This is a genomic window from Arthrobacter sp. P1_D4, assembly GCF_056406115.1.
On record NZ_JBFUAU010000014.1, the window covers coordinates 57,209 to 82,985 of the forward strand.

At 67.8% G+C, this 25,777-nt stretch carries 22 protein-coding genes and 1 pseudogene; 7 read left to right on the forward strand and 16 right to left on the reverse strand.

Translation table 11 applies throughout. The annotated features are described in order from the left end of the window. Positions 1-138: 138 nt before the first annotated feature. Genes AC1D0A_RS14885 through AC1D0A_RS14895 form a run of 3 tightly spaced genes read right to left on the reverse strand, consistent with a single transcriptional unit; the run spans position 139 to position 3,447 of the window. Entirely contained in the window at positions 139-1,239 is a 1,101-nt protein-coding gene (locus AC1D0A_RS14885; protein ID WP_028276664.1) for a polyprenyl synthetase family protein, read from the reverse strand. A gap of 9 nt (positions 1,240-1,248) precedes the next feature. Then, positions 1,249-2,643 carry a geranylgeranyl reductase family protein gene (locus AC1D0A_RS14890; RefSeq protein WP_476946128.1) on the reverse strand — a complete coding sequence of 465 codons (1,395 nt, stop codon included), beginning with the start codon at positions 2,641-2,643 and terminating at the stop codon, positions 1,249-1,251. 12 nt (positions 2,644-2,655) lie between these two features. Continuing rightward, positions 2,656-3,447: a demethylmenaquinone methyltransferase gene (locus tag AC1D0A_RS14895; RefSeq protein WP_084476083.1), complete on the reverse strand. Its 792-nt coding sequence runs from the start codon at positions 3,445-3,447 to the stop codon at positions 2,656-2,658. A gap of 153 nt (positions 3,448-3,600) precedes the next feature. On the opposite strand from AC1D0A_RS14895, the gene AC1D0A_RS14900 reads away from it, so the two are divergent. The 4 genes from AC1D0A_RS14900 to AC1D0A_RS14915 all read left to right on the forward strand — a co-directional run bounded on the left by AC1D0A_RS14900 (position 3,601) and on the right by AC1D0A_RS14915 (position 7,952). Continuing rightward, positions 3,601-4,977, forward strand: a complete 1,377-nt coding sequence (locus AC1D0A_RS14900; protein ID WP_476946129.1) for an isochorismate synthase — start codon at positions 3,601-3,603, stop codon at positions 4,975-4,977. A 241-nt stretch (positions 4,978-5,218) separates the two neighbouring features. Beyond that, positions 5,219-6,172: an ABC transporter substrate-binding protein gene (locus AC1D0A_RS14905; protein ID WP_476946130.1), complete on the forward strand. Its 954-nt coding sequence runs from the start codon at positions 5,219-5,221 to the stop codon at positions 6,170-6,172. Between the two features lie 35 nt (positions 6,173-6,207). Beyond that, positions 6,208-7,179 (forward strand): amino acid ABC transporter permease, encoded by a 972-nt coding sequence (locus AC1D0A_RS14910; RefSeq protein WP_243181961.1) that lies wholly within the window; start codon positions 6,208-6,210, stop codon positions 7,177-7,179. Beyond that, entirely contained in the window at positions 7,176-7,952 is a 777-nt protein-coding gene (locus tag AC1D0A_RS14915; RefSeq protein ID WP_028276658.1) for an amino acid ABC transporter ATP-binding protein, read from the forward strand. The genes AC1D0A_RS14910 and AC1D0A_RS14915 overlap by 4 nt, the downstream gene beginning before the upstream one ends. A gap of 82 nt (positions 7,953-8,034) precedes the next feature. Here the strand turns inward: AC1D0A_RS14915 and menD are convergent, their stop codons facing one another. The 7 genes from menD to AC1D0A_RS14950 form a co-directional block, all read right to left on the reverse strand. After that, entirely contained in the window at positions 8,035-9,768 is a 1,734-nt protein-coding gene (gene menD, locus AC1D0A_RS14920; protein WP_476946131.1) for a 2-succinyl-5-enolpyruvyl-6-hydroxy-3-cyclohexene-1-carboxylic-acid synthase, read from the reverse strand. Next, entirely contained in the window at positions 9,765-11,600 is a 1,836-nt protein-coding gene (argS, locus tag AC1D0A_RS14925) for an arginine--tRNA ligase (RefSeq protein ID WP_476946132.1), read from the reverse strand. The genes menD and argS overlap by 4 nt, the downstream gene beginning before the upstream one ends. Positions 11,601-11,850: 250 nt before the next feature. Continuing rightward, the gene (locus AC1D0A_RS14930; protein WP_476946133.1) at positions 11,851-13,947 is read right to left on the reverse strand and encodes a PhoX family protein; all 2,097 of its coding nucleotides are present in this window, start codon (positions 13,945-13,947) and stop codon (positions 11,851-11,853) included. 144 nt (positions 13,948-14,091) lie between these two features. Continuing rightward, on the reverse strand, positions 14,092-14,619 hold the full coding sequence (locus AC1D0A_RS14935) for a MarR family winged helix-turn-helix transcriptional regulator (RefSeq protein WP_230010526.1): 528 nt from the start codon (positions 14,617-14,619) through the stop codon (positions 14,092-14,094). A 79-nt stretch (positions 14,620-14,698) separates the two neighbouring features. Then, positions 14,699-15,634 (reverse strand): o-succinylbenzoate synthase, encoded by a 936-nt coding sequence (locus tag AC1D0A_RS14940; protein ID WP_476946180.1) that lies wholly within the window; start codon positions 15,632-15,634, stop codon positions 14,699-14,701. A gap of 298 nt (positions 15,635-15,932) precedes the next feature. Further along, entirely contained in the window at positions 15,933-16,727 is a 795-nt protein-coding gene (locus tag AC1D0A_RS14945; protein ID WP_230012227.1) for a class E sortase, read from the reverse strand. A 14-nt stretch (positions 16,728-16,741) separates the two neighbouring features. After that, a complete protein-coding gene (locus AC1D0A_RS14950) occupies positions 16,742-17,296 on the reverse strand; it encodes a DUF6993 domain-containing protein (protein ID WP_476946134.1) in 555 nt (184 codons plus the stop codon). A gap of 325 nt (positions 17,297-17,621) precedes the next feature. Here AC1D0A_RS14950 and AC1D0A_RS14955 point away from each other — a divergent pair, with 325 nt between their 5' ends. Further along, complete coding sequence (locus AC1D0A_RS14955; protein WP_476946135.1) at positions 17,622-18,647, forward strand: phosphatase PAP2 family protein; 1,026 nt, start codon at positions 17,622-17,624, stop codon at positions 18,645-18,647. Here the strand turns inward: AC1D0A_RS14955 and AC1D0A_RS14960 are convergent. The 3 genes and pseudogenes from AC1D0A_RS14960 to AC1D0A_RS14970 all read right to left on the reverse strand — a co-directional run bounded on the left by AC1D0A_RS14960 (position 18,641) and on the right by AC1D0A_RS14970 (position 21,757). Further along, on the reverse strand, positions 18,641-19,855 hold the full coding sequence (locus AC1D0A_RS14960; protein ID WP_476946136.1) for an MFS transporter: 1,215 nt from the start codon (positions 19,853-19,855) through the stop codon (positions 18,641-18,643). The genes AC1D0A_RS14955 and AC1D0A_RS14960 overlap by 7 nt on opposite strands. A gap of 1,059 nt (positions 19,856-20,914) precedes the next feature. Further along, a pseudogene (locus AC1D0A_RS14965) lies at positions 20,915-21,019 on the reverse strand (2-oxo acid dehydrogenase subunit E2); the annotation flags it as partial. 3 nt (positions 21,020-21,022) lie between these two features. After that, positions 21,023-21,757: a GAF and ANTAR domain-containing protein gene (locus AC1D0A_RS14970; RefSeq protein WP_476946137.1), complete on the reverse strand. Its 735-nt coding sequence runs from the start codon at positions 21,755-21,757 to the stop codon at positions 21,023-21,025. A gap of 116 nt (positions 21,758-21,873) precedes the next feature. On the opposite strand from AC1D0A_RS14970, the gene AC1D0A_RS14975 reads away from it, so the two are divergent. Together AC1D0A_RS14975 and AC1D0A_RS14980 are read left to right on the forward strand one after the other, a co-directional pair. Further along, positions 21,874-22,173 carry a PqqD family protein gene (locus tag AC1D0A_RS14975; RefSeq protein WP_476946138.1) on the forward strand — a complete coding sequence of 100 codons (300 nt, stop codon included), beginning with the start codon at positions 21,874-21,876 and terminating at the stop codon, positions 22,171-22,173. After that, positions 22,173-23,069, forward strand: coding sequence for a nucleotidyltransferase family protein (locus AC1D0A_RS14980; RefSeq protein WP_476946139.1), 897 nt, complete (start codon positions 22,173-22,175; stop codon positions 23,067-23,069). The genes AC1D0A_RS14975 and AC1D0A_RS14980 overlap by 1 nt, the downstream gene beginning before the upstream one ends. Positions 23,070-23,079: 10 nt before the next feature. On the opposite strand, the gene AC1D0A_RS14985 is transcribed toward AC1D0A_RS14980, so the two are convergent. The 3 genes from AC1D0A_RS14985 to AC1D0A_RS14995 form a co-directional block, all read right to left on the reverse strand. Further along, on the reverse strand, positions 23,080-24,357 hold the full coding sequence (locus AC1D0A_RS14985; protein WP_476946140.1) for a MinD/ParA family ATP-binding protein: 1,278 nt from the start codon (positions 24,355-24,357) through the stop codon (positions 23,080-23,082). Positions 24,358-24,487: 130 nt separating this feature from the next. Beyond that, positions 24,488-24,610 (reverse strand): hypothetical protein, encoded by a 123-nt coding sequence (locus AC1D0A_RS14990; protein ID WP_476946141.1) that lies wholly within the window; start codon positions 24,608-24,610, stop codon positions 24,488-24,490. 305 nt (positions 24,611-24,915) lie between these two features. Next, on the reverse strand, positions 24,916-25,731 hold the full coding sequence (locus AC1D0A_RS14995) for an MBL fold metallo-hydrolase (RefSeq protein WP_476946142.1): 816 nt from the start codon (positions 25,729-25,731) through the stop codon (positions 24,916-24,918). Positions 25,732-25,777: the final 46 nt, after the last annotated feature.

The window sequence follows — 25,777 nt, forward strand, 5'->3', positions numbered from 1 at the left end:
CGGAAGCCAGGTTAATCGGCAGGCTGCGCCCAGCCGGAAGAACCGGCCGGGGAGCGACTCCGGCCCGGCTGTACCGCCGGGCCTGGCGTAGCTGGTGTGGCCGGAGGCCGGGCCCAGCGGCAGGACGGCGGTGGACGCCTAGCTGCTGCGGTCCACTACGGCGTGGGCGAAGCTGGTCAGCGAGGCCTTTACGACGCCCTCAGGCAGCGGGGCAAGGGCGGCAATGGCCTCATCGGCCCAAGTGCGTGCCACCACCCAGGACTGTGCAGTCACGGGGTGCTCCCGGAGTCCGGCCACGGCGGCGGCCAGGGCCTCATCCGAGCTGAGGTCACCGTCGATCAGCGTCAGCAGTTCGACGGCGGCCAGGTCGCCGTCGCGGGCCGCGTTGCGCAGCAGCAGCACGGGCAGGGTGGGCACGCCCTCGCGCAGGTCGGTTCCCGGCGACTTGCCGGACTTGACCTTGATCCCGGTGACGTCAATGACGTCGTCGGCGAGCTGGAAGGCCACGCCCACCTTCTCGCCGTACTCGACCAGGATCGGCTCGTAGGCTTCGTCGGCGCCGGAGAAGATCGCACCCAGCTGCCCGGAGGCGGCCACGAGCGAGCCGGTCTTGTCCGCGATGACGGAGAGGTAGTGCGCCAAGGGGTCCTCGTCCGGGCGCGGTCCCACGGTCTCGTGCAGCTGGCCCAGGCAGAGCCGTTCAAAGGTGCGGGCCTGGATGCCAAGCGCCCGGGACCCGAGCTCCGAGACCAGGATGGAGGCGCGCGCAAAGATGAGGTCGCCGGTCAGGACCGCGACGGAGTTGCCCCAGACCTCGTGGGCCGTCGGCGCCCCCCGGCGGAACGGCGCGGAGTCCATGACGTCGTCGTGGTACAGGGTGGCGAGGTGCGTCAGTTCGACGACGACGGCGGCCTGCACCACTGCAGGCAGGGAGGCGTCGCCAAGGTGGGCGCACAGCAGGGTCAGCAGTGGGCGGATCCGCTTGCCGCCGGCTTCCACGAGGTGGCGCGACGTTGCGTCAGCCAGGGGATCGGAGTTGGCAATGGCTTCGCGCAGCTTCTTCTCGACGCGCGCCAGGTTGGTGGTGAGCGCCGGGCCCAGCTCGGGGTCGCCCGCGATGGCCGAGAAGCCTGCCGGCAGCTGGAGCCCGGTGGCGATCGCGGTGGTGTTGAGGCTGGGTTCAGCGCTCGGCAGGCCGTGTCCGGCGTGCGTCCAGCTTTGGTCTGCAGAGTTGGTCACGGGTTAACCCTAACTTTTTGTTGCGGAAACCGCGGAGTTGGCGCCGGAGTGCGGAACGCTGTCCGTGATGGACGCGGCCTTGTTGGACGTTGCCTGATTGGACGTGGCCTGATTGGACGTGGCGGGTACCAGGGATTCCAGGACCCGGATGACCCGGTCCTCGAAGCCCTTGGCGGCGGGATCGGTGAGGTTGGCCAGCATCCGCACCACGAAACGCATGAGCACGGGGACAGGCATACCGGTCCGTAGGGCCAGTTTCATGACGGCCGGCTTGCCGATCAGGGCGGCGAACGCCCGTCCCAGCGTGAAGTGTGAGCCCCACTGCTGGCGCACGTAGTCGGCGTAACGGGCAAGGTGCGCGTCGGCGGCCCTGGAAGCCTCTGCCCCGGTCCCCCAGCCGGCGGACGCCGACCGGGCAGCCGCGTCGGCGATGAATTCGGCCGCGAAGCGGGCGGACTCCATGGCGTAGGAGATGCCCTCGCCGTTGAACGGGGAGACCATGCCGCCGGCGTCGCCGAGGAGCAGCAGGCCCGGAGAATAGTGCGGGGTGCGGTTGAAGCCCATGGGCAGCGCGGCCCCACGGATTTCGCCCACCTGGTTGTCCGGGGTGAAGCCCCAGTCGGCGGGCATGCCGGCGGTCCATTCGCGCAGCACCTGCTTGTAGTCCAGCTTGCCGAAGTCCTTCGAGGAGTTCAGGATGCCCAGGCCCACGTTGGACGTGCCGTCGCCGACGCCGAACACCCAGCCGTAGCCGGGCAGGAGTTTGCCGTCGCGGCCGGGAAGCTCGAGCCAGCCTTCCATCCAGTCGTCGTCGTGCCGCGGCGAGGTGAAGTAGGTCCGCACAGCCACGCCGAGGGGCCGGTCGTCGCGCTTGCCGATGCCCAGTGAGACGGCGGTGCGCGTCGAGTTTCCGTCGGCGGCGAGGACGACGTCGGCGCTGAAGTCGCGCGTCTCGCCGGTCTTGCGTCCGGAGTTGTCCAGCAGCGCGGCGCGCACGCCGGTGACCCGGCCATCCTCGGAGCGCAGCGCTTCGGTGACGCTGTGGCGTTCCAGCACGACGGCGCCCGCGGACTGCGCATGCCGGGCGAGCTGTTCGTCGAAGCCGAGCCGGGTCCGGATCAGCCCGTACTGCGGGAAGTCGGCAACCTCCGGCCAGGCCAGTTCGATCGTGCGGCCGCCGGCGATCAGGCGCAGGCCGTTGTTCCGCCGCCAGCCGTCGGTTTCGGGGTGGGCGAGTCCCAGCTTCTGGATCTCGCGGACCGCGCGCGGCGTGAGTCCGTCGCCGCAGACTTTCTCGCGGGGAAAGCTGGTTTTCTCCAGCACCGTGACGTCAATGCCGGCTTTGGCAAGGTAGTAGGCGGCGGTGGATCCGGCCGGGCCCGCCCCGACGATCAGTACATTCACAGCAGGGATCGGCTATCGGCCGGGCCGGGTGATGTTGCGGCGCAGCTTGGCCACGGGTCCGGTGTGGGCGGCCAGCGCCGCAGCGCCGGCGGCAGGGCCGGTTGAGGGGTCTGCCGGTTTCTGGGCCCGGTGCACGGCGACGATGCCGCCGCTGAGGTTGCGGTAGGTGACAGATTCCCAGCCGGCCTCCTGCAGCCAGGCCGCAAGGTGGTCTTGGTCCGGCCAGGCGCGGATGGACTCGGCGAGGTAGACGTAGGCGTCGGGGTTGGAGGAGGCCTTGACGGCGATGGCCGGCAGGGCCCGCATGAGGTATTCGGTGTACATGGTGCGCCACAGCGGCACCACGGGCTGGGAGAATTCCGCGATGACCAGCCGGCCGCCGGGCTTGGTGACCCGCAGCATCTCGGCCAGGGCCTTCTTCGGCTCGTTGACGTTGCGCAGGCCAAAGGAGATCGTGCTGGCGTCGAAGGTGTTGTCCGCGAACGGCAGGCGGGTGGCATCTCCGGCGATGAAGTCGATGTCAGGGCGGCGGCGCTTACCGACCTTGAGCATGCCGAGGGAGAAATCGCAGGCGATGACGTTGATGCCTGCGTCGGCGTACGGCTCGCTGGAGGTGCCGGTGCCGGCGGCGAGGTCCAGGACGTGCTGGCCGGCCGATACGCCCATGGCCTCCACCACCACCTTGCGCCAACGCCGTGTCTGCCCCAAGGACAGGACATCGTTGACGACGTCGTATTTGGGGGCGACGTCGTCAAACATCGTGGCTACTTCGTCCGGACGCTTATCCAAGGATGCTCGGTTCACCCTGACATTGTCTCAAATGATCGGCGCTCCCACGAACGGGCCGCCAATTGACGCGGCTTTCACCTGCGGCAACGGCCGCCGCGGCCCCGTGCAGGCCCGGCCGGCTCGTGTATATCCACCCAATGGGCGATCACGGGCTAGTGTTATGCCATCATGACGAGCACGTTCCGCACCTTGACAGTCCCCCTCGATGCCGAAACTTTCCCCGGGGGCCTGCCGTCGTTTCTGGTCCGGGACGATGTCCTCTGCTGGACCCGCCGCGAGGCCGGTCTCGTGGGCTTCGGCGAGATAGCCCGTTTCACCGCCACCGGGCCCGAGCGCTTTCTGGAAGCGGACATCTGGTGGCGCCACCAGGTCCTGGAGGCAGACATCCAGGACAGTGTTTGCTGCCCCGGCACCGGCCCGGTCGCCTTCGGCTCCTTCGCCTTCTCCAAGGCCTCCGCCCATGAGTCCCGGCTGCTGGTCCCGGAAATCGTTGTCGGGCTCCGTGACGGCCAGGCCTGGCTGACCCAGCTCACGTTCGACGACGGCGACCTCACCGAAGCCGGTGCCCGCGCCGCCCTGGACCGCTGGCTTCACAGCACCAGCGCCAATCCCGGGACCAGCGCGACCGTCGTGGACGACCCGGTGCCGGCGGCCGCGCAGGCCGGTGGCGCCGTCGTCCGTCCTTTGCCATTGGCCGCAGGGGCAACGTTGCACACCGGCTCGCTCAGCGAGGAAGGCTGGATGGCCGCCGTTGCCGCCGGCGTCGCGGAGATCCGGACCGGCGCCCTGGAAAAGCTGGTGCTGGCGCGGGACGTCGTGGCCACCGTCCCCACCGGCGTCAAGGCCGCCGAGGTGCTGCGCGAACTGTCCGCCCGGTACCGCGAATGCTGGACGTACGGGGTGGACGGGCTGGTGGGGGCTACTCCGGAAATGCTGATCCAGGTGGAGGGCCGCACCGCGCAGGCGCGCGTCCTGGCCGGCACCCTGGACCGCCGCGACGCCGATGGCATGGCGGGCTCGCCGCTGGAATTCGCCGAACGGGTGCTGGCCGGCTCCGAGAAGCAGCGGCACGAACACGACATCGCGATCCAGTCCCTGACCACGCAGCTGGCCCCGTTTTCCGAGGCCATGAACGCGCACAGCGAGCCCTTCATCCTCGAACTGCCCAACGTGTGGCATCTGGCCTCTGACGTAAAGGCTGAACTGGCCGAGGTGGAAGGCCACGTCCCCACGTGCCTGGCCCTGATCAACGCGCTGCATCCGACCGCCGCCGTCTGCGGTACCCCCACCATCGCGGCCGGGGCGCTCATCCGCAAGCTCGAGCACCTGGACCGCGGCCCGTATGCCGGGCCGGTCGGCTGGCTCGACGCGGCCGGCAACGGCGAGTGGGGCATCGCCCTGCGTGGCGCCGTTATCGAATCCCCGCACACGGTCCGGCTCTATGCGGGCTGCGGAGTGGTGGACGGCTCGGTTCCCGAGACTGAGCTCGCCGAGACGTGGGCGAAGTTCCGGCCGATGCTGGAGTCGCTCGGCATCAGCAGCTAGGCCGCGGGGCCGGTGACGCCGGCCAGGCCGGCGAATCGGCCGTCGGACTTGCACCGCAGGAACTGGCGAAACGGACAGGAATCCGGGATCACAGACAGATCGGGCATTAAAGATATTGCATTCGGGTCTGGTTTAGTTATCCAATAGTGAAACTTAGTTTTCTGTGACGTACATCTCTTGTTCGGCGATACACTATAAATCGGCCTCGTTACGCATCCCTCCGGCAACAAAAGGTAAGAAAATGCAGATCTCCCCTTCGCTCCTGAGCAACCCCGCAATGAAGGTCGCCACGGTGCTCGCCGTCGGCGCATTGGCCTTGACGGCCTGCACGAACGCCTCCGAGACCGGCCCCTCCGGCGCGGCTTCCGCTTCGGGCAGTGCCGCGGCCAGCTTTGACCCCAGCACGGTCCAGAAGGACGATGCCCTGGCGGCCATGTTGCCCGAGGCGATCAAGGCTAAAGGCACCCTGACCGTGGGCTCGGATACCTCCTACGCCCCCGCGGAATTCCTCGGCACCGACGGCCAGACCCCCGTGGGCTACGACGTCGACATCGCCAAGGCGATCGGCGCCGCGCTCGGCCTGAAGGTCCAGGTCCAGACGGCCGAATTCACCGGCATCCTTCCGGCTCTCGGCCCGAAGTACGACCTCGGGGTCTCTTCCTTCACGATCAACCCGGAGCGGCTTGCCGCGGTGAACATGGTCAGCTACTACCAGGCAGGTACCGGCTGGGCCGTTCAGAAGGGCAACCCCAAGAAGATCTCCCTCGATGACCTCTGCGGCAAGTCCATCGGCGTGCAGACCGGCACCATCCAGGAAGATCCGGACCTCTCGAACCGCAACAAGAAGTGCACCGCCGAGGGCAAGCAGCCCATTAACATCGTGACCCTCAAGACCCAGACGGACATCACCACCCGACTGGTCAACGGCAGCATCGATGCCATGGCCGCCGACTCCCCCATCATCGGCTACGCACTGACCCAGACCAACGGCCAGCTCGAGAAGCTCGGCGAAGTCTACGATTCTGCTCCCCAGGGCATCGCCGTCGCCAAGTCGGACACGGCCCTGGCGGACGTCGTCCAGAAGTCCATGACCAAACTGATGGAAGACGGTTCCTACAAGAAGATCCTTGAGGGCTGGGGCGTCACCGACGGTGCCATCACCAAGTCCGAGGTCAACCCGGCGGTCGCGTCTTGAGCCTCCCCACAACCGGATCCGCAGCAGGGGCAGAGATGGACAGCCATCAGGACCCTCACGCCGCACCGGTACTGAACAATGCAGTACCGGTACGGCACCCCGGCCGCTGGATCAGCGCCATCATCATCGTCGGCTTCCTGCTGGCCTTCCTGCAGAGCCTGTTCACGAACCCCAACTTCCGCTGGGACGTCGTCGGCACCTACATCCTGGACACCAAGGTGGTCCAGGGCGTCGTCTGGACCCTTTTCCTGACATTTGCGTCCATGGTCCTGGCCATCGTCCTGGCCATCCTCCTGGCGTTCATGCGGCAGTCCGACAACCCGGTGTTCCGCTGGTCCAGCTGGACCTGGGTCTGGTTCTTCCGCGGCACACCGATCTACACCCAGCTGCTGTTCTGGGGGCTCGCCACGGTTCTCTATCCGACGATCGTCCTCGGAATCCCGTTTGGTCCTGCAACCTACACCTGGGTGACCTCGGACCCCACCCACGGCCTGATCCCGGCCATCCTGGGCCTGGGCCTGAATGAGTCCGCGTATCTCGCAGAGATTTTCCGGGCCGGCCTGAAGTCCGTGGACCAGGGCCAAAGTGAGGCCGCCGAGGCCCTCGGCATGACAAAGGGCAAGATCATGCGGCGGATCATCCTGCCGCAAGCCATGCGCGTCATCGTGCCGCCCACCGGCAACGAGACCATCGGCATGCTGAAGACCACATCGCTGGTCCTGGCTGTGCCATTCACGCTGGACCTGACCTTCGCGACGAACGCCCTGGCCAACCGGATTTACCTTCCCATTCCGCTCCTGATTGTCGCCGCATTCTGGTACCTCGTCATCACCAGCATCCTGATGGTGGGCCAGCACTTCATTGAGGCGCACTACGGCAAGGGCGTGGACAACCGGGTTCCGGCAGCGATCAACCCCGCCGCCGCCAAGGCGTCCGCAGCCGTGGCCCCCAGCGCCAACGCCGAGCCGGACCTCAAGATGGACTTCCCCGAGGAGGAGGCGAAATGACGATCACCACAGAGCAGCCCCTGGTCAAGATCGAGGGCCTTCACAAGTACTACGGCACACACCACGTGCTGCGCGGCATCGACCTGACCGTCAACCAGGGCGAGGTGTCGGTTGTGATCGGCCCGTCCGGTTCGGGCAAGTCCACCATGCTGCGCTGCGTGAACCTGCTGGAGACCATCAGCGCCGGGCGCATTTCGGTGGGCGGCGACCTGATCGGCTACCGCGAGGTCAAGGGCAGGCTCCATGACCTGAAGACCAAGGAAATCGCCGCCCAGCGCCGCGAGATCGGCATGGTCTTCCAGCGCTTCAACCTGTTCCCGCACAAGACCGCGCTGCAGAACATCATGGAGGCCCCGGTCCAGGTCAAGGGCCAGTCAAAGGCCGTCGCCCGCAAACGCGCCCTGGAGCTCCTGGACCGGGTGGGGCTCGGCGACCGCGCCGGACACTACCCCTCCCAGCTCTCCGGCGGCCAGCAGCAGCGCGTCGCGATTGCCCGGGCCCTGGCCATGGACCCCGAGCTCATGCTGTTCGATGAGCCCACGTCCGCGCTCGACCCTGAGCTCGTGGGCGATGTCCTGAACGTGATGAAGGACCTCGCCAAGTCGGGCATGACCATGATCGTGGTGACCCACGAGATCGGCTTCGCCCGGGAGGTCGGCGACCGCCTGACCTTCATGGACGGCGGCATCGTCGTGGAGTCGGGCGACCCGCGGGAGGTCCTGGCCAATCCCCAGCACCCCCGCACCAAGGAGTTCCTCAGCCGGGTGCTGTAGCCCGGACAATTCCATACCGATTTCGGGCAGCCGCTACGTGGATCCACGTAGCGGCTGTCCTTTTTCGTAGCGGAAACGGGCGCTACGTCTGCGGGAGGCCCTCCACGGCCGTGGCCACCGCGGCCCGGATGGCGCGGTGCAGTTCCCCGAGCCGGTGCCGGTCCGTGCGCACCTCGATGATGCTGCGGCCCACCAGCGGACCGGACAGCGCCTCGGCGAGTTCCGCCGTCGTGCCGACCTGGCGGTGCGGGACGCCGTATGCCGTGGCCAGCGCGGCGAGGTCCACCCGCTGCGGGGTGGCGAAGAGGCGTTCGACGGCGTCGCCGTAGCGCCCCGCCGCGGCGACTGTGCCGTGCTCCAGGAGCCCGAAGATGGCACCGCCGGCGTCATTGAGCACCACGATCCGCAGCTGCGGTTCGGTCTCGCCGGCGCCGAGCAGCAGTCCCCCGGCGTCGTGCAGGAACGTCACATCCCCCATGAGAACGGTGGTTTCCTGGCCGCCGCCAAGCGCGATCCCGGTGGCGGTGGACGTGGTGCCGTCGATCCCGGCCAGGCCCCGGTTGGCGAACATGGTGGCCTGGGGTTCCGCGGGCGGCGCCCCGGCGAGGTCGACGTCGCGGATCCCGTTCGAGGAGCCCAGGACCAGCTGCCCGCGGGCGTGTTTCCAGACTTCGGCACCCACCGACGGGCCGGTCGCGGCCGGGGATGCGGCCAGGATCAGGTCCACTGCATGCTGCGCGGCGGCTCCTGCCAGCAGCCAGGCATCGAGCCAGGCGGCAGATCCGCGGCCGGCGAATTCCGCCAGGTCCGCCAGGGTTTCCAGCGGCAGTTCGGTGCGGCGGCCGGGTTCGTACCAGGCCACCGGAACGGGCTGGTACAAGGCCGACGGGACATCCGCCCGCTCCAGCAGCGCGCTCACCGGCCGGGAGAGCGTCGGCCGGCCGAAGAGAACCACGCGTTCGATCGGCTGTGCCGCGTCCGCGCCGAAGTGCTCGATCAGCAGCCGGTAGGGCCCCACCGCGTTGGGGCCGAAGCGGGCGTTGGAAGACGGCTCGGCCAGCAGCGGCAGGCCGTGCGCGCGGGCGAAAGCCTCGGCGACCGGGCCGGCGTCGTGCCCGGCCAGCACCACGGTGCGCCGCTCCGGCAGCGCCGTCGACGCGGCCGGAAAGTCCAGGGCCAGGGGGTTCCGGGCGGCCCGGTAGATGCCGCGTCCGGCGGCCGCGGGCAGCCCGTCGCCCACAGCCGGGACCAGCGGGTCGCGGAAGGCAAGGTTCAGCTGCACCGGCCCGGGCGGGGCGTCCTCGAAGGCTCCGGTGGCGGCACTGAGGGCCGTGTCGACGGCGCGCTGCGGATCGCTGCCCGCGGGCACGTCGACGGCGAAGCGGACGTGGTCGCCAAAGAGGTCCAGCTGCACGGTGGTCTGGTTGGCGCCGGTCCCCCGCAGCTCCTCGGGCCGGTCGGCGGAGATGACCACGAGCGGCACCGCGGCGTGGTTGGCCTCCATAACGGCCGGGAGGAGGTTGCCGACGGCGGTCCCGGATGTGGTCAGGACGGCGGCGGGCGCACCGGCGGACAGGGCCAGGCCCAGGGCGGTGAAGCCGGCGGACCTTTCGTCGATCCGGACCAGCAGCTCCACCCGTCCGGCGGCTTCGGCCTCGGCCAGGGCGTAGGCCATGGGCGCCGAGCGCGATCCCGGGGACACCACCACCTGGCGCACACCGGCGGCGAGCAAGGTGTCGACGGCGATGCGCGCAGCCTCCACCGCGGTCAGGCCGCCAGGAGTGGACGGGCCGGCAGCGGGATCCGCCGGACTCACATGTTCTCCGGCGTTTCGATGCCCAGCAGTTCCAGGCCGCCGGAGAGGCGGCGCAGCGCCAGCGCGCACAGGGCCAGCCGCGAGTCACGGACCGATTCCTCGGCTTTGAGCACCGGGCACTGGTCGTAGAACGTGGTGAAGAGCTGTGCGAGCTCAAAGAGGTAGCCGCAGAGCCGGTGCGGCTCCAGCGCGTCCCGCACCTTGTTCAGCGTCGCGTCGAACTCCAGCAGGTGCAGGGCCAGCGCGCGTTCTGCGGGTTCGACGACGGCGATCGCCGTGGCGGGGCCGCCGGATGCTTCGGCTTCCGGCGTGCCGGCCGCCGGAGTTCCCGCTGCGCCGGCTGCCGGCCTGCCGCTGTCGCCGGTGATCCCTTCCAGTACCCCGGCTTTGCGCAGGATGGAGCGGATCCGCGCCGCAGCGTACTGCACGTAGGGCCCGGTGTTGCCGCTGAGGGCGAGCATGCGGTCAAAGTCGAAGACATACTCGGTGTCGTGGCCGGTGGAGAGGTCGGCGTACTTGACGGCGCCGATGCCCACCTGGCGGGCGGTCACGGCGCGCTCCGCGTCGCTGAGCTCGGGCCGGCTCGCGTCGATGACGGCGCGGGCACGGTCCACCGCCTCTTCGAGCAGGGCCATGAGCTTCACCGGGGCGCCGGAACGGGATTTGAGGATCTTCCCGTCCTCGCCGAGCACGTTGCCGATCTGCACATGCACGGCCTCGACCGTCTCCGGAAGCCACCCGGCGTCCCGGGCACTGGCCATGACCATGCGCAGGTGCACGTTCTGCGGGGCGCCCACGACGTAGAGGATCCGGTTGGCCGCCAGGTCGCGGACCCGGTAGCGGATGGTGGCGAGGTCCGTGGTGCCGTAGCCGTAGCCGCCGTCGGACTTGCGGATAATCAGCGGCAGCGGCTGCCCGTCGCGGCCGGTAAATCCTGCGGGGAAGGTGCACAGGGCGCCGTCGCTGATCCGGGCCAGGCCGCGTTCCTCGAGTTCCTGGCACAGCTGTGCCAGATGCGCGTCGTAGGAGCTTTCGCCGGCGATGTGGTCATCGGTAAGGCTGATGCCGAGGGTGGAGTAGATGGCGTTGAAGTAGCGCTTGGACTGGGCGACCAGCCGCTGCCAGACGGCGAAGGTCTCCTGGTCGCCGCCCTGCAGGGCAACGACCCGGAGCCGGGCCCGGGTGGCGAAGCCGTCCTCGTCGGTGGCGGAGGCATCGAACTTGGCCCGGGCAGCCTGGTAGAACGCGCTGGGGTCCTCCACCAGCAGCGCCGCCTCCGGGGAGTCCTCGCCGATCTCCAGCCAGTGTTCGATCAGCATCCCGAACGGGGTGCCCCAGTCACCGATGTGGTTCTGCCGGATCACTGTGTCGCCGAGGGCTTCGAGCACCTTGACGAGGCTGTCCCCCACCACGGTGGTGCGCAGGTGGCCGACGTGCATCTCCTTGGCGACGTTCGGGGAGGAATAGTCGACGACGACGCGCTGCGGTGTCGCGGCGGGCGTGACGGCCGTGGCCGGGGACGCGGCCTGGACGGACTCTGCATTGAGCAGTTCCTCGATCCAGGTGCCGTCAAAGCTCAGGTTGATGAAGCCGGGCCCGGAGATTTCCACACTGCTGCAGATGCCGTCCAGGTTCAGGGCGTCCACGATCCTGGCGGCGGCGTCCCGCGGCGGCAGGCCGGCCTTTTTGGCCAGGGCCATGGCGGCATTGATCTGGATGTCGGCGAACTGGGAGGGCCTGACTACCGGATCCGTCTGCCGGAACTCTTCGCCAAACGCGGTGGCAATTGCAGCCTGGACTCTGGGGACAACCAATTCGGCCGGATTATTCACAGTCCCAAATTATCAGTTCGGCAAAAACCCGACGCTCCCTCACGTCTCGCCGCCAAAAACCCGACGCTCCCTCACGTCTCGCCGCCAAAAACCCGACGCTCCCTCACGTCTCGCCGCCAAAAACCCGACGCTCCCTCACGTCTCGCCGCCAAAATAAGGGAAGTGAGGGAGCGTGGGAAGGAAATCTGCCAAACGTGAGGGAGCGTGGGAAGGAAACCTGCCAAACGTGAGGGAGCGTGGCGGCAGGAGGCTAGGCGTCGGTGCGGAACACCTGGACCACGGACGGACGCGGGGCGCGCACCTGGCCGGGCTTCGGTGTGGCGCCGGCCGCGACGTAGTCCGGGAAGTACGAGTGCTGTTCGGCGAAGGTGCCTTCCTCGCCCGGGTGCTGAACGGCAACGAAGACGGTGCGCTCCTCGTCGTGGATCACCGGGCCGCAGGTCTCGGCGTCGCGCGGGACGGCGAGGAACTGCTCCACCCTGCCGCGTTCGGCACCGTCCAGGGTCACCTTGAAGAGCCCGTCGGCGTAGCCGATGCTGGAGGGCGCGCCGTCGGTGGAGATCCAGAGGTTGCCCACGGAATCGAAGGCCACGTTGTCCGGGCAGGAGATCGGTGAAACCTGGCTGGCAGGGAACCCGGCGAAGTAGGTGGCGGAGTTCTTGGCCGGATCGCCGCAGACCATCAGCAGGTTCCAGCCAAACGTTGTGGAGCTCTGGTCCCCGATCTCGGTGATTTCGACGATGTGGCCGTCGCGGTTGAGGGTACGGGGGTTGACCTCGGTGGCCCCTTCCTTGCCGGGCTTGCCGCGGTCCGCGTTGTTGGTGCAGACCACGTAGACCTTGCCGGTGTGCGGGCTGGGCTGGACGTCCTCGCAGCGGTCCATCTTGGTGGGGCCCACCTTGTCGGCGGCGAGACGGGTGTACACCAGCACCTCTTCCACGGACATTCCGGCCACCTTGGACTGGCCGCCCACCACGAGGGGCAGCCAAACACCGGCGCCGTCGAAGGCGCCGTCGGCCGGAAGCTTGCCCGCGCCGTCGAACCCGTCGGCCGGGGAATTGCCGGTGAACTTCGCGACGTACAGGTCGCCTTCCGAGAGCAGCGTGAGGTTGTTCTTGCGGTCCTCCGCCGTCTTTCCGGGCCGGTAGGTGCCGGCCGAGACGAACTTGTACAGGTAGTCGAAGCGCTCGTCGTCGCCCATGTAGGCCACCACGTGGCCGGACTTGGCGACGATCACGTTGGCGCCCTCGTGCTTAAAGCGGCCCATCGCGGAGTGCTTGCGGGGCGTGGAGGAGGGATCGAAGGGATCCACTTCCACGATCCAGCCGAAGCGGTTGGCCTCGTTCTGGTATCCGGGGTTGCGGGTGTCGAAGCGCCGGTCATCGAGTTCCCACTGGCGGGCGGTGGGCTTGCTGGTCAGTCCGTAACGCTTGTCGGCGTCGGAGGTTCCGGGCGCGGCGAAGTAGCCGTTGAAGTTTTCCTCGCCGGAGAGGATCGTGCCCCACGGGGTGGTGCCGCCGGAGCAGTTGCCCAGGGTGCCCTGGATGGCCCGGCCGGAGGGATCGGCGGCGGTCTTCAGCAGCGGGGACCCGGCGGCGGGGCCGTCGAGCTCGTAGGTGGTGTCGGTCAGGAAGCGGCGGTTCAGCCCGGCGCCCCGGACGTAGCTCCAGGGCTTGTTCTTGTTCGCACGCTCCAACTCGACCACTGTGAGGCCGTGGGCTGCACGGCCGATCGCGCGGGCCTCGGCGGCGTCGAATCCGGCCGGCAGCATGATGGACTCGTTGGTGTATTCGTGGTTGGTGAAGAGCACGGCCCGGCGGTCCTTGGAGCCATCGATCGGCAGGATGTCGGTGTAGTCGTTGTTATAGCCGAACTGGCGGGCCTGCGCCGCCGCGCTCTGGTGATCCAGGTCGAAGGCCGGCGAGTCGTTGAAGAGCGGGTCGCCCCAGCGGATGACCGGCTGCCAGGAGAACCCGGCGGGGACGGTCAGCTTGTCCACGCTGGCGTCCACCGGTGCGATGGCGGTGAACTGCAGCTTGGATTTTCCAAACCCGTCCTTGGCCGCGGCGGCGAGGCCCGGGCCGCCGTCGGCCACTGCCGTATCGGCGGACGTCACGGCGTTGCCGAGGACGACGGCGAGCGCGCCGGCGGCGCCGAAGCCCAGGGCGGCGCGGCGGGACATGGTGGCGGAGGCGATGTCCCGGAAGTAGCTGTTGGTGCTGGTGTTGCAGACCTCGCCCGAGCAGGCGTTGTCGCACTTCAGCGCGCAGGTGACGGGGCTTCGCTTGCCTTTGGTGTGGCCGAGCATGGGGAGCAGGGAAAATTTGCGTCCGGAGGTGACAGACATGGAGAGACCTTCCATGGGGGTGAGTTGCGGTCGCGCCCACCCTTCCAGCCGCCGACTACGCGGAACCGACCCTCACATGAAGTCCCGGTGAACTCCCGCTATAAACCTGAGGAAGCGTCACCGGCGAACTCTTGGGGACAGAGGTTAGCTGTCCGTCTCTTCCGGGGCGCTGGCGGCAGCCATCAGCCGCTGGCCAATGCCCTCGAGAAATTCGGCGATGTTCACAATGCTGCCCTCGGAGGATTCCTGGAGAAGGGCCTCGGCCGCTGCGGCGAAGTGGTCGTTGGCCCACTGCATCGCGTCGGTTCCTTCCGGGCTCAGGTGCAACAGCACACTGCGCCGGTCCGTGGGGTTGGGCTTCCGCACCATAAAGCCCTTGGATTCCAGGCGGTCCACCATGGCCGTTACCGAGCCGGTGGTGATGTTCAGGGCCTTGCCGAGATCCTTGGGAGTGAGGCCGTCCACCTCGCCCACAAAGGCCATCGCGTTGATGTCGATCGTCCCGATCCCCAGATTCTCGGCCAGCCGGATGCGGAGGGCATAGGTCCCCGTGTCGACCCGCCGCAGGCCTTGCACGATCCGGAGCAGCCCGTCCTTCTGGGCCACCATCTGGCCCTCCGCGCGCTTTGCCGTAGCCAGCGCGTCATCTTGCCGGGGTACCGAGGTGGTCATCACGAATCTTCCGCTCCAAAGCTATGATCGGCGGCTAGTTCGCCGCGTCCGCATCCACTTTACTCTCAAACCACTTGCGTCACTGGCTGGCAGCCAGCACCGCGTGGACCCGGCGCAGGCGGTCGAGCCACCAGTCGCGGCGCCCGGGCGCGGCCGCATATTCCGCCAGCAGTTCCGGATCGGCGGCAACCTCGCGGACCCGGATGGCGCCGTCGTCGGGAACCAGCGGGTCCCGGGTGACATCGGCGGCGAGCAGGGACACGGTACCCAGCCCGCAGGCATACGGCAGTTCCGGCAGCGCCGCGGCGAGCGCCAATCCGGCGCGGATTCCCACGGAGGTGTCCAGCGCCGAGCTGACGACGGCGGGGAGCCCGGCCTGCGCCACGATGTCCAGGGCCCGGCGCACTCCCCCGAGCGGCGCCACCTTCACGACGATCAGGTCTGCTGCGCCGGCGCGGGCCACCTTGAGCGGATCGTCCTCCTTGCGCACGCTTTCGTCCGCGGCGATCAGCACCGGGATCGCGGCGGCCCGCAGCCGGCGGCGGACCTCGGCGAGCCCGGCGATGTCCGGCACGGGCTGTTCGGCGTATTCCAGCCCGACGCCGGCGAGCCGGGTCAGCGCCTCGACCGCGGACGGGACGTCCCAGCCGCCGTTCGCGTCCACCCGGATCGCCGCGTCCGGGAGTGCCTCGCGGACCGCGGCTACCCGTGCGGCGTCGTCATCCAGGCTCTGCCCGGGCTCGGCCACCTTGATCTTGACGGCGTCCACCCGGCCGAAGCGTGCCAGGATCTCCTGGACCCGGTCCGCGGTGACGGCGGGGACCGTGGCGTTGACGGGGATGCTGGTGCGCAGCGGCTCGGGAAATCCCTGCCAGCCGGCCTCGATCGCGGCGGCGAGCCAGCGGGACGCTTCCGGGTCGCCGTACTCGGGGAAGGGGCAGAATTCGCCCCAGCCGAGCGGGCCGTTCAGCAGCAGGGCTTCGCGCTGGAGGATTCCGCGGAACTTCACCCGCATCGGCAGGCTCACCACGTGGGCGACGTTGAGGAGTTCCTCCAGCGCGGGGAGCTGATCGCGGAGTTCCTCCGGGCGGCTTCCGGGACGGCCCGGCCGCGGTGGAAACGGGTTCGTGTTCATGGTTGTGCCGCGCTCAGCTCTGCCCGACGGTGGCGTCGGTCAGATGCGTCACTTCAGCCATCCAAGGAAACACAAACTGGTCCAGGACAACCAGGGCTCCCGCAAGGATCACCACGGACAGAAGGATCTTCAGCCAAAGAGGCCCGGGAAGTTGCCGAAAAAGCCAAAGGTACACGGCCTAGCCCTTCCCCTGCAGCGCGGCGAGCTGCTTGGCGATGGGCGCCGGAGGCCCTGCGCTGAGCGGCTGCCAGGAATCGAATATGGAATACGCGATGATGCGCTCTTGGGCGCCGAAGCGCGGATTGCAGCTTGTCATGGTCAAAATCCGTTGCTGCGGCTCTGCGCCGGGCTGAGTCGGCACCGGCGCCAGCACGTCCGTCCGGTCCGGCAGGACAATCTCCTGGTTCCGGAAAACGTACGTGTAGAACCCGTCGGCGGTCTGAACATAGATTTTGTCCCCGGGCACCAGTGTGTGGATGTTGTCGAGCACCGCGCCATGTGTCTGGCGGTGGCCGGCGACGGCAAAGTTCCCCATGGCCCCGGGCATGGCCGTTCCCGCATAGCGGCCCAGGCCGAGCGTGTCCAGGACGTCCTGGCTGGTGCCCTCGATGATCGGCCTGCTGTAGTCGGCTCCGAAGCGGGGAATGTAGATGACCCCGATCGCCTGTCCGTGACCCGGCACTTTGCCGACCGGCACTGCAGGGGCTCCCTTGGTGTCCCCCAGGCCCGTGGCCGCAGGGTCATTCGGTGCAGGTGCCTTGTGTGCCTGCACGAACTGCTTCACGGCAGCCCCCTGAGCCGCATCGGCTTCAACGTTGGTCCACCACAATTGCCAAGCGACGAAGAGCACGGCGATCACGCCGAGCGTGATCAGCAGCTCGCCCGCCACCTGGACGGCCAGCAGCGAGCGACGCCGGCGGGTGCGTTTAGTTTCCTGCGCAACTGTGGCGCGGCGGTTCAGTACCTTCGTCATTCCCCTCCTGTTGCCTACCGCTGGACGCTGCCGACGAAGCATCGCCCGCTCGGAAGAACGGGCAATACTGACGATTCCACGGTTCCGGACCGGATCTGCGCCATCACACATGCGGTTCCGCTCAACACGCCAACTTCCACGGCGTCGGCGGCCAGCCCGGTGGGTGTGCGGGAGGCAGAAACCTCCACCGCGGCCGGGGCAAACCCCGCCGAGGAAAGGCTCGCGCGGATTTGCTCTCTGCTCGGCTGCGACGACGACGCAAGCAGGGTCTGCAGGGCCGCTTCCACAGCGCGTGGAACGCCTGAGGCAGCAGCAGTTGCGGAACGGGTCGGCGCTGTCCCGGCCGTTTCCCGGGATGGGGCAGACGATGCTTGCCCAGCCGGTGCCGCTGCCTCGCTCGCTGAGCCGGAGGACAGGGTCGGTGAAGGGGCAGCACACGCAGACATACCCATCACCAATGGCAAGACCGCAACAGCCAGCCCCATGCACCAGCCGCCGCGTGGGCGGCGGCACTGGGCGGGGTCACGGGAAGTCACCGGAACATCCTCCCATACCGGGTCCGGCTTCATGCGACGGACGCGGACGCGGACGCAAGCTGGACGCCGGCAAGGAGTTGTTCATCGAGGCCGGGCGGGGACGCGTCTGCACGTGTCTGGGCCCTTGATGGGCCGGCGTCGACTGGGGGTGAGTCCCTGGTCCAGGAAACTCGTCTTCGCCGGCCCCGCTCAAGGAGCGTCGTGCCGGGGACAAGCCACACCGGCACTGTCGACACTATGAATCCCGTTCCTGCCCGGCAACGGTAGCGGGTACTCGGCTTTTGTCCGGGCACTACTCGCCCCGCCGCGCGCCGGGCCCATCAGGTGGCGCGCAGGGTTCTGTGGGAGCCTTAATGGCATGACTTTTCGGCAGGAACGCACCCCATGGGACCCGTCTGCCCGGGTCCCTGAGGCGCAGATCCCGGAAACGCAGGTCTTAAAGACTCAGGCCCCAGCCACCCGGGTGCCAAAGACGCAGGCCGGCAGAACACGGGATCCGCAGGCGGAGTGGTCCCCCGGCAAGGGCACGGCCGCCTTGTTCGTGCTGGCCACGGTTGCGTGCGTCGCCGCACTGGCCGCCACCTATTTCTTCTTTGTCCGCACCACCACGGGACAGTTCATTGACGAATCCGCGCTCGTGGAAGCGGTGGAGCTCAGCGGGACCGCGGGCAAGGCAGCCACCAAGCTGTTGGACTGGCTGCCGGCGCTCTCTGTGGTGATCGCATCGATCGTGGTCGTCTTCGTCACCATCGTGCGGCGGCGCTGGGCCGCGGCCGGGATTGCGATTGCGGCCTGTGTGGGCGCCAACGTGGCCACCCAGATCCTCAAGGACCTGGTGCCGGTCCGGCCGTACCGCGGGATCGAGACGCTGGAACTGAACTCGCTGCCCTCGGGCCACACGACGATGGCCGCCTCGGCCGCGGCGGCCGTGTTCCTCATGGTCTCGCCGCGCTGGCGGCCGCTGGCAGGCTTCCTGGGCGGCAGCTTCGCCGTCGCCACCGGGGTGTCCACGCTGATCAACCAGTGGCACCGTCCGGCCGACGTCGTCGCGGCGTTCCTCGTGGTGGGGGCCTTTATGCTCCCGGCCGGCTGGCTGATCATCCGCACCGGCCGGAGCTGGAACGTCTGGGACGGCTACAACGAACACTGGGCGTCAGCCAGGTTGTGGGTGGTGCTTCCCGTCCTCACCGGTCTTGCCGCGACCGGCGTGGCGGCCTATGCCTTGCTGAGCATCGGCCCGGGCGGCCAGGAGATCAGCACCACCAGCTACTTCTGGGCCGGGACTTCACTGATCGTCATCACGGGCTACCTCGCCACCGTGGCCGGCGTCTGGCTGTTCGGTCATGCTGCACGACGCCGCCCCGGGCCGGGCAGCGGTCAGTAGTTCCGGCGGTGTTTGAGCCGGGGAATGGTGACGGCGAAGACCGCGGCGGCCGCGAAGCCAATCACGCCGGTGGCGGCCACCCCGGCCCCGAGCGAGGCCACGGCAGTCACACCGGAGAGGAGCACCGGCCCTCCGGTGGCGCCGGCGTCGGCCATGAACCGCCAGATGCCCAGGAACTGGCCGCGGCCGTTGTCGGGTGAGAAATCGGCCCCCAGCGTCATGTTCAGGCCCGAACTAATGCCATTACCGAACCCGATCAGAAGCGCCGCGAGAAGCAGGCCAGCGAAGCCGGTGCTGAGCGGGATCAGCAGCATGGCGGTGCCCATGATGAGAGTCGACGGAATGGCCACCCATTGCCGGCCCTTGCGGTCCATCAGCTTGCCGGCCGGATAAAAGACCAGCATGTCGATGGCGCCGGACAGCCCGTAGATCAGGGATGCCTGCGTGGAATCCATCCCGAGGTGCTCGGCCCACAGCGGGATCACCACCTGCCGGGACGCACGCAGCGCGCTGAGCAGCAGCACCCCCATGCCGACGCTCAAGAAAACCCCGGCGTGGGACACGGCGACGCTGCGCAGCGTCGCCTGCCGGACGGGGACGCCGTCGTCCGCCGCAGGCGCGGCCACGAGGTCCGGGATGGTCACCGACAAGACGGCGGCCGCGGCCATGGCCACGACGCCCACCCAGTAGGCGCCGGTGATTCCGGCGAACTGCATCACGGCAGCGCCGATGAAGGGGCCGATGAAGATCCCGATCCGGTTAACGCCGCCGAGCGTGGACAGGGCCCGCGCCCGGAGGATCACCGGCACCGCCTCGGTCAGGTATTTCTGCCGGGCCAGGCTGAAGACGCTCGCGGCCATGCCGACGACGACCATGGCCGCCGCGAGCAGCCAGAGCCCTTCGGGCACGATCGGTGCCAGTGCCGCGGCGGCGAGGGCGACGGCGCTGGCCGCCGCGGCTCCGACGATGGCCCAGCGTTCGCCGAACTTCAGCGTGATGAGCGAGGCGGGGAGGTTAAAGAACCAGGAGCCCAGACCGATCAGGGTGACCACCAGCGCAGCGACGGCCACCGAGGCGCCGAGGTCACGGGCGGACAGTGCCACCACGGGCAAGATGGCGCCCTCGCCGATGCTGAACAGCAGCGCCGGGCCGAAGGCGGGGACGGCGATGCTGCGGAGGCTGAAGGGTGCGATCTGTGTGGTGGTCATCCCCTTCATCCTAGGGCGGGCGGCGCGCCGGGGAACTCAGGCGTCGACGTGCGTGTGCCAGGGGCACGCCGAGGGTGCTGCGGCAGCCATGGGCCGCGAGCTGCAGCTGCTCCCCGCCACCGTGTTGGACTTCTTCCGGCGCTGCAGTGTCACGCCGCATTCGATCTCCGCGCCGGCAGATGTCCGTCTCTAGGTCTCGGCGATGAGCCTGAATGCGTTACACCATCCAGGTAACGCCGATCTCAAAACCAATAATATTGCCCGTATTTCTTGAAGGGCGCAGACACTATGCCGTCTGGCCATTCGCGGCGTCGTCACGCACGAAGAACGAGCCGTACCACGAGAACCGCATCTCGAAACCGGCCCAATTTGGCCAAGTCTGGCCTATGGACTCGCATGTATTCCCAGGTCTCCCAGCATGCACGCGAGCAAAAGTCAGTAGTAAATTGTCGCCGGCGGAGCGATACCCGGCAGTGCTTACACCGCGGGCTGAGTGCGAACAATCGACGCTGCGTGGAAAACATAGGTCCTCCCGAAAATCTCTCAATTGCCGATGCCGCGCGGCCTTGATTCAGGTTAGATATCAGACCCTAGTAACGGACCAGTATGTGATACCTGTTTTTGATGCATGAGTCACTCGCTTATACCCACGGGCTACTTCGATCCCCTCGGTCCGGCAGGCCCACGAAGAACGGTTAGCGGAGGACGTGGGCATCAGTTGCGCCGCTGCAGAAGCGGCCGTCGCAGCATAACGCCAGGCCCGTCGATGTCCTGAAGGCAACCTTCCGGTGGCCACCCGGCCGGTCCCGCTCATCGCGTCGGTGGCGCCATCCCGAAGTCGTGGCCAAGGTGTAAGTCTGCACGCGTTGAACGGGCTCTGGGACCCGGAGGCCGCGACAGCGGTGGCCATGAGCTGCGGAAAGCGGTCTGCGGATACGCCGTTATTACGAAAGCCTCTCGTCCGACGGCCTTGACGGACCGGCAAATTCACGGACGTCACGTTTCAGCTCAAGAGTTCTGCATATTGAATCAGTCGCAACGAGGCCGCTTCGCGAGCCGTCACATGTCCGCCAGCACCGAACCAGAATTCTCGATCGCGTCGGTCACGAAGCGCAGAAATCCGCCGGCCGCTCTACCATCGCAGACGCGGTGGTCGAAGGTGAGCGCTCAGGCGTCGAAGTGCGTGTGGACTTCCCCGCTGGTGAGATTCCGCAGGACGCCGGCCGCGACGTCGCGGAGCTTCTGGTTCCGGTTGCTGGACACCCGGGTGAGAATGCCCATGGCCTCGTCCTGGGAGCAACGGTTCTGGGCCATAACAACGCCGCAGGCCAGGTCGATGGACGTGCGGTGCTCCATGGCGGCCTGCAGGTCCTCCGCCCGGGACTGCGCGGTGCCGATCCGGACGGCCAAGCGAAGGGCCCGGCCCGCGAGATCGGCAAAACCGGAGGCCTCGGTAGCAATTGCCTCGGTGAAAATCCCGGTGTCAGAGCCGAAGAAGTTTAGGGCGGCGGCCGCGTCCTCGCCGATTTCCAGCGGCACGCCGAGGGTGCTGCGACAGCCATTGGCCGCGAGCTGCAGCTGGTACTCCGGCCAGCGCGGATCGGTATCGACATCAGCCAGCACCACCAAGGACTTGGTCCGCAGCGCCGCGATGCACGGGCCGTCGCCGAGGGTTTGCTCGATGCGGTCCAGGATGACGGCCCGGGGGCTGCTCCCGGCCACCGTCATGGTCTTCTTCCGGCGCTGCAGCGTCACGCCGCATTCGATCTCCGCGCCGGCGGCCTGGCTGAGCGTGGCGGCCGAGAACTCAGCGAGGCGGCCCAGGAAGTCCTCGACATTCTCGGTTCCCATCAGGAGGTCCTGAAGTTGCAGGGCGGCTTCGTCCCCGGCGTTGTTGGTCATGCCTAAATCTAAGTCGGTCACCGGCGCGAAACAACTTGGCTGCCGCGCGGTAGCATGAAGCCTTGAGAAGGCCCCGCGTGATGCTTCATGGCCTCTCAAGTGTCGGCGGAGGTCTCATGAGGGAACAGGTGTGGCGCGTCAGTGAAGGCGCCGCCTTCGTCCGCAGCGCCGACGGCGAACGCGTCGCCGTGCTGCATGTTGAGCAACAGGTCCCGGTCATCCTAGTTGGGACGGCTGCATCTGTGTGGAACGGGCTGGATGGAACCAGAACCGAGGCGGAGCTCATCGAGTGGCTTGCCCGCGAATACTCCACTGATGCCGAGTCCATCCATGGGGATGTAATGGGCTTGATCCACACCTTGAGCATCAACGGAATGATCACGTCGGCTCCTCTTGAAAGTGAAGCGACCCGCTAGTGGACGTCCCAGAACCCCTGCACCAAGAAGAAGCCGTCCTACTAGCCACTGCCCTCGTGGACTACGTGGCAGCGTCAGCCGGTCTCCAGGTGTTGTTCATCAAGGGTCCTGCCGCCACCATGATGGGACTCCGCGCGCACCATGTTTCCGCGGATGTGGATGTCCTGGTCCGCCCGGAAGACCTGGACAGAATGGTGGACCTCCTAGGCGGACGCGGCTGGCTCGAAAGGCCAACCGGCGTGACAGTCGTTCGCCGATACTCGCACTCCCGCACTCTGTACCATCCGCAGTGGAACTGCGATATCGACGTGCATAACAGGTTTCCCGGAATGGAGGCCTCCCCCGGCAATGCCTTCGACGCGCTCTGGCGCGACAGGCAATACCTGGTCATAGCGGCCAGGAGTGTGCCCGTTCCTTCCATTCCTGCGGCAGCGATCTTTCAGGCACTGCACAGCCTGCGCGGCATGGATGAACCCCGCCATCAGCGCGAGTACTCCGACCTGCTCCAGCGGTTGGACATCGCCATGCACCAGGACTTGGTAGATCTCAGCGTCGAACTCCAGGCGACGGCGGCGCTGAAGCCGCTCTTGGACGACTTGGGCATTGAAGATCTGACGGTCCGGCAGGGTGTTGTCAGCGAGGAGTGGAACCACCGCACTGCCGTGCGGGGCACCGGCACGGCCTATTTGGTTTCACTCATCGAAAGCCCTTGGCGGGTTAAGCCGCTGGTACTGGCCCGCGCGGTCTTTCCCTCACGGCAAACACTGCGGGAGCGCGACCTTCATCTGGACGACTCCGTAGCCGGGCTTCTCCGGGCCCACGTTGCGCGCTGGCGCCGCGGACTGGCTGGCCTTCCGGCGGCAGCCCGAAAGGCCAGGGCTACACGCCGCGGTTAGCAATCAGCCCCTACACGTACCCGTCCACAATGGCGGCCGCGATCTCCCGATAAGCGCGCCGCGTTTCCGGGCGGAGCACGTCCAAGGTCACGAGGTCGCCGTCGGCCACTCCGCGGTCGTGCGGGACCGCGATCAGCTGGCGGCAGATGCCGGACAGGTGCTCCTCGATCGCGTCCTTGTCCACCCGCGTGGAGACCTCGTCCTTGTCCGTGATGACGACGACGGCGTTGCGGGCCAGGTCTTCGTAGCCGTGGCTGGCCAGCCAGTGCAGGGTGCTGCGCGCCCGCTTGGCGCCGCTGACGGCGTAGCCGGCCGCGATGATCAGGTTGTCCGCCGACTGCAGGATGCCGCTCATGGCGTTGTGCGTGACACCCGTGCCGCAGTCGATCAGCGCCACGGAGTAGTAGGCGGAAATGAGCTTGCGGATCCGCAGGTATTCCTCGGCCGTCAGGGAATCCGATACCTCGGGGTCCTGTTCGCCGGCAATGAGGTGGAGCCTGCCGGCATGGTGCATGTAGCGGGCCAGGGCCGTGAGGGAATCGACGGACTCGATGTTCTTGAGCAGGTCCGTGATGGTGCGCGGGCTCTGCTGCTGGTAGATGCCCTCGCCGAGGGCGCGTTCGACGAGGTCGCCGGAATCGGGGTTGGCGTCGATCGCGCAGGGGGGATCGCCCCGGAACTCGGCCAGGGTCAGTCCGACGCCAACTGTAGTGGAGGTCTTGCCGATGCCGCCCTTCAGGCTTAGGACGGCCGTGTTGTAGCTGCCCTGGAGCTGGCGCGAGATGCGCCGGGCCAGCTCGTCTTCCTCACGCTGCCGGGCGCTCGGGCCCAGGTTCAGCCCGCCGCCGGTCAGCTTGTAGAGGGCGCCGCGGAACCCGCCGACGGGCCGGGGCTTCTGCTCGCGGACGAAGAGGCCGGGGGAACTGATGAAGTCAGGCACCGGGGAGTCGGCCAGGGCCGCGGACCGCGTGGCCGAACGCGTGGAGCGGGCCGGCTGCGCGGGCACGGCCGGAGTTGTTCCGGGGGTCTCGGGCAACGCCGCCGGCGCTGCGCCTGCGGGGGCACGCGTGGGTGCAGCCGGCGCATCCGCCGCGGCGGCCGCTTCTGCCCATGAACTGCTCGGGGCGGTACGTCCAGATTGGACGTCGGCTTCGTTGGGCGTGATGATCGGCATGGTTCCCGTCCAGGCATCGGAGCCGTCGGCACGGCGGTCACGCCGGCGCCGGAGATCCGGCTGCTCCGAGTCCATCGTGTCGTTGGCAGTTTTGGTGTCCACCGGTTCGGACATATCTATTCCCCTAGGACTCTCAGCGCAGGCCGCTGCGTTGCTTGTTTGAATTGGTCCAAAAAGCAAGTCTAGGCGCAGGCACGGTGGTCACCTGACGAGGACCCGCAGACGCGGCCGTAAAGCGCACCTATCAGCGACGCAGAGCGAGCACCACAACGGCGATCGTTGCTGCCGCCAAGAGCACCAGGCCCACGTAGGCACACCATTTCGGCCGGTTGCGGTGGGGGTTGATGTCGACGTACGGCACTGTCATGACTCCTGGCGCTGAGGAACGGAGGCGGGCGCGTGTCTGCGGCGCCTGAGGCGAAGCACCATGTAGAACACCGCGGAGAGAAACACGAGACTCCCGAGCAAAATGCACAGCGCAAGGACATAGCCGGGCAATGTCACAGGTGAGACCTCCTGAGAGCAGCGACATCATTGGCGCGAGCCCCGGGGATCCCCATCCTTGGGCAAGCTGGTCGCTGGCGAGAGCGGGTCCACGGAAAGGGACCCGGAGATGAGGTTACTCACAGGCTACGGGCGTTGTCCATCCGGCGCGCCCTGAGCCTGCCATCCTCAGCGGTGGGCCCGCGTGTCCTGCAGGCGCTTGATGAACCAGCGCGACTGTTCGGGCCCGTACGGCAGGATCGGGATGGCCTTGGTGGCATCGTCCGGGGTTTCCCGGGTGGCCTGGATCGCCTGCCGGACCGCGGTGGTCATGGTGTTGGCCATGGTCTTGACGAACTGGTCCGAGCACGGCTCGCCGTGGCCGGGAATCAGGAATTCGTAGCGGTGCCGCAGCGCGGAGAGGTGCCGGAGGGCGTCGGCCCAGTCTTCCGGGAATGAGTCCTCGAAGGACGGGTGGGAACCCTGTTCGACGAGGTCGCCGGCGAAGAGGGTGCTTGCCGTGCCGACCAGGAGGTCGCCGTCGGTGTGGCCGCGGCCCAGATAGAACAGGGTGGCGGTCTGCCCGCCAAGATCCACCAGGACCGGCTGGTCCTTCACGATGGCGTTGGGAACCACCAACTCAGCGTCGGAGCCCTGCCCTGCCGCCATCTCGGGTTCGTCCGAGGCCACGACCCGGCGCTGTTCGTCGCCGTTCTCCTCGATTTCAGCGGCGCAGTTCTCGTGCGCCCAGAATTCCGTGACGCCCTCACTGGCGAAGACGGCGTTGCCGAAAAAGTGGTCGTAGTGGGCGTGCGTGTTGACTACCACCAGCGGCAGCCCGGTCTTTTCCCGCACGGCGGCCAGGATCTCGCGGCCCTGCCGGGGGCCGCCGCCGGTGTCGATCACCATCGCGCGCTCGGTGCCGACCACCAGGCCTGTGTTGAGCAGGGAACCTTGAGTTGTCAGTACGTAGTTGTCCGGACCGACCTCGAGCCAACGTGACATTAAATCTCCGTAATTCAGACGCTCTTCCGGCGTTGTTGGTGCGGTG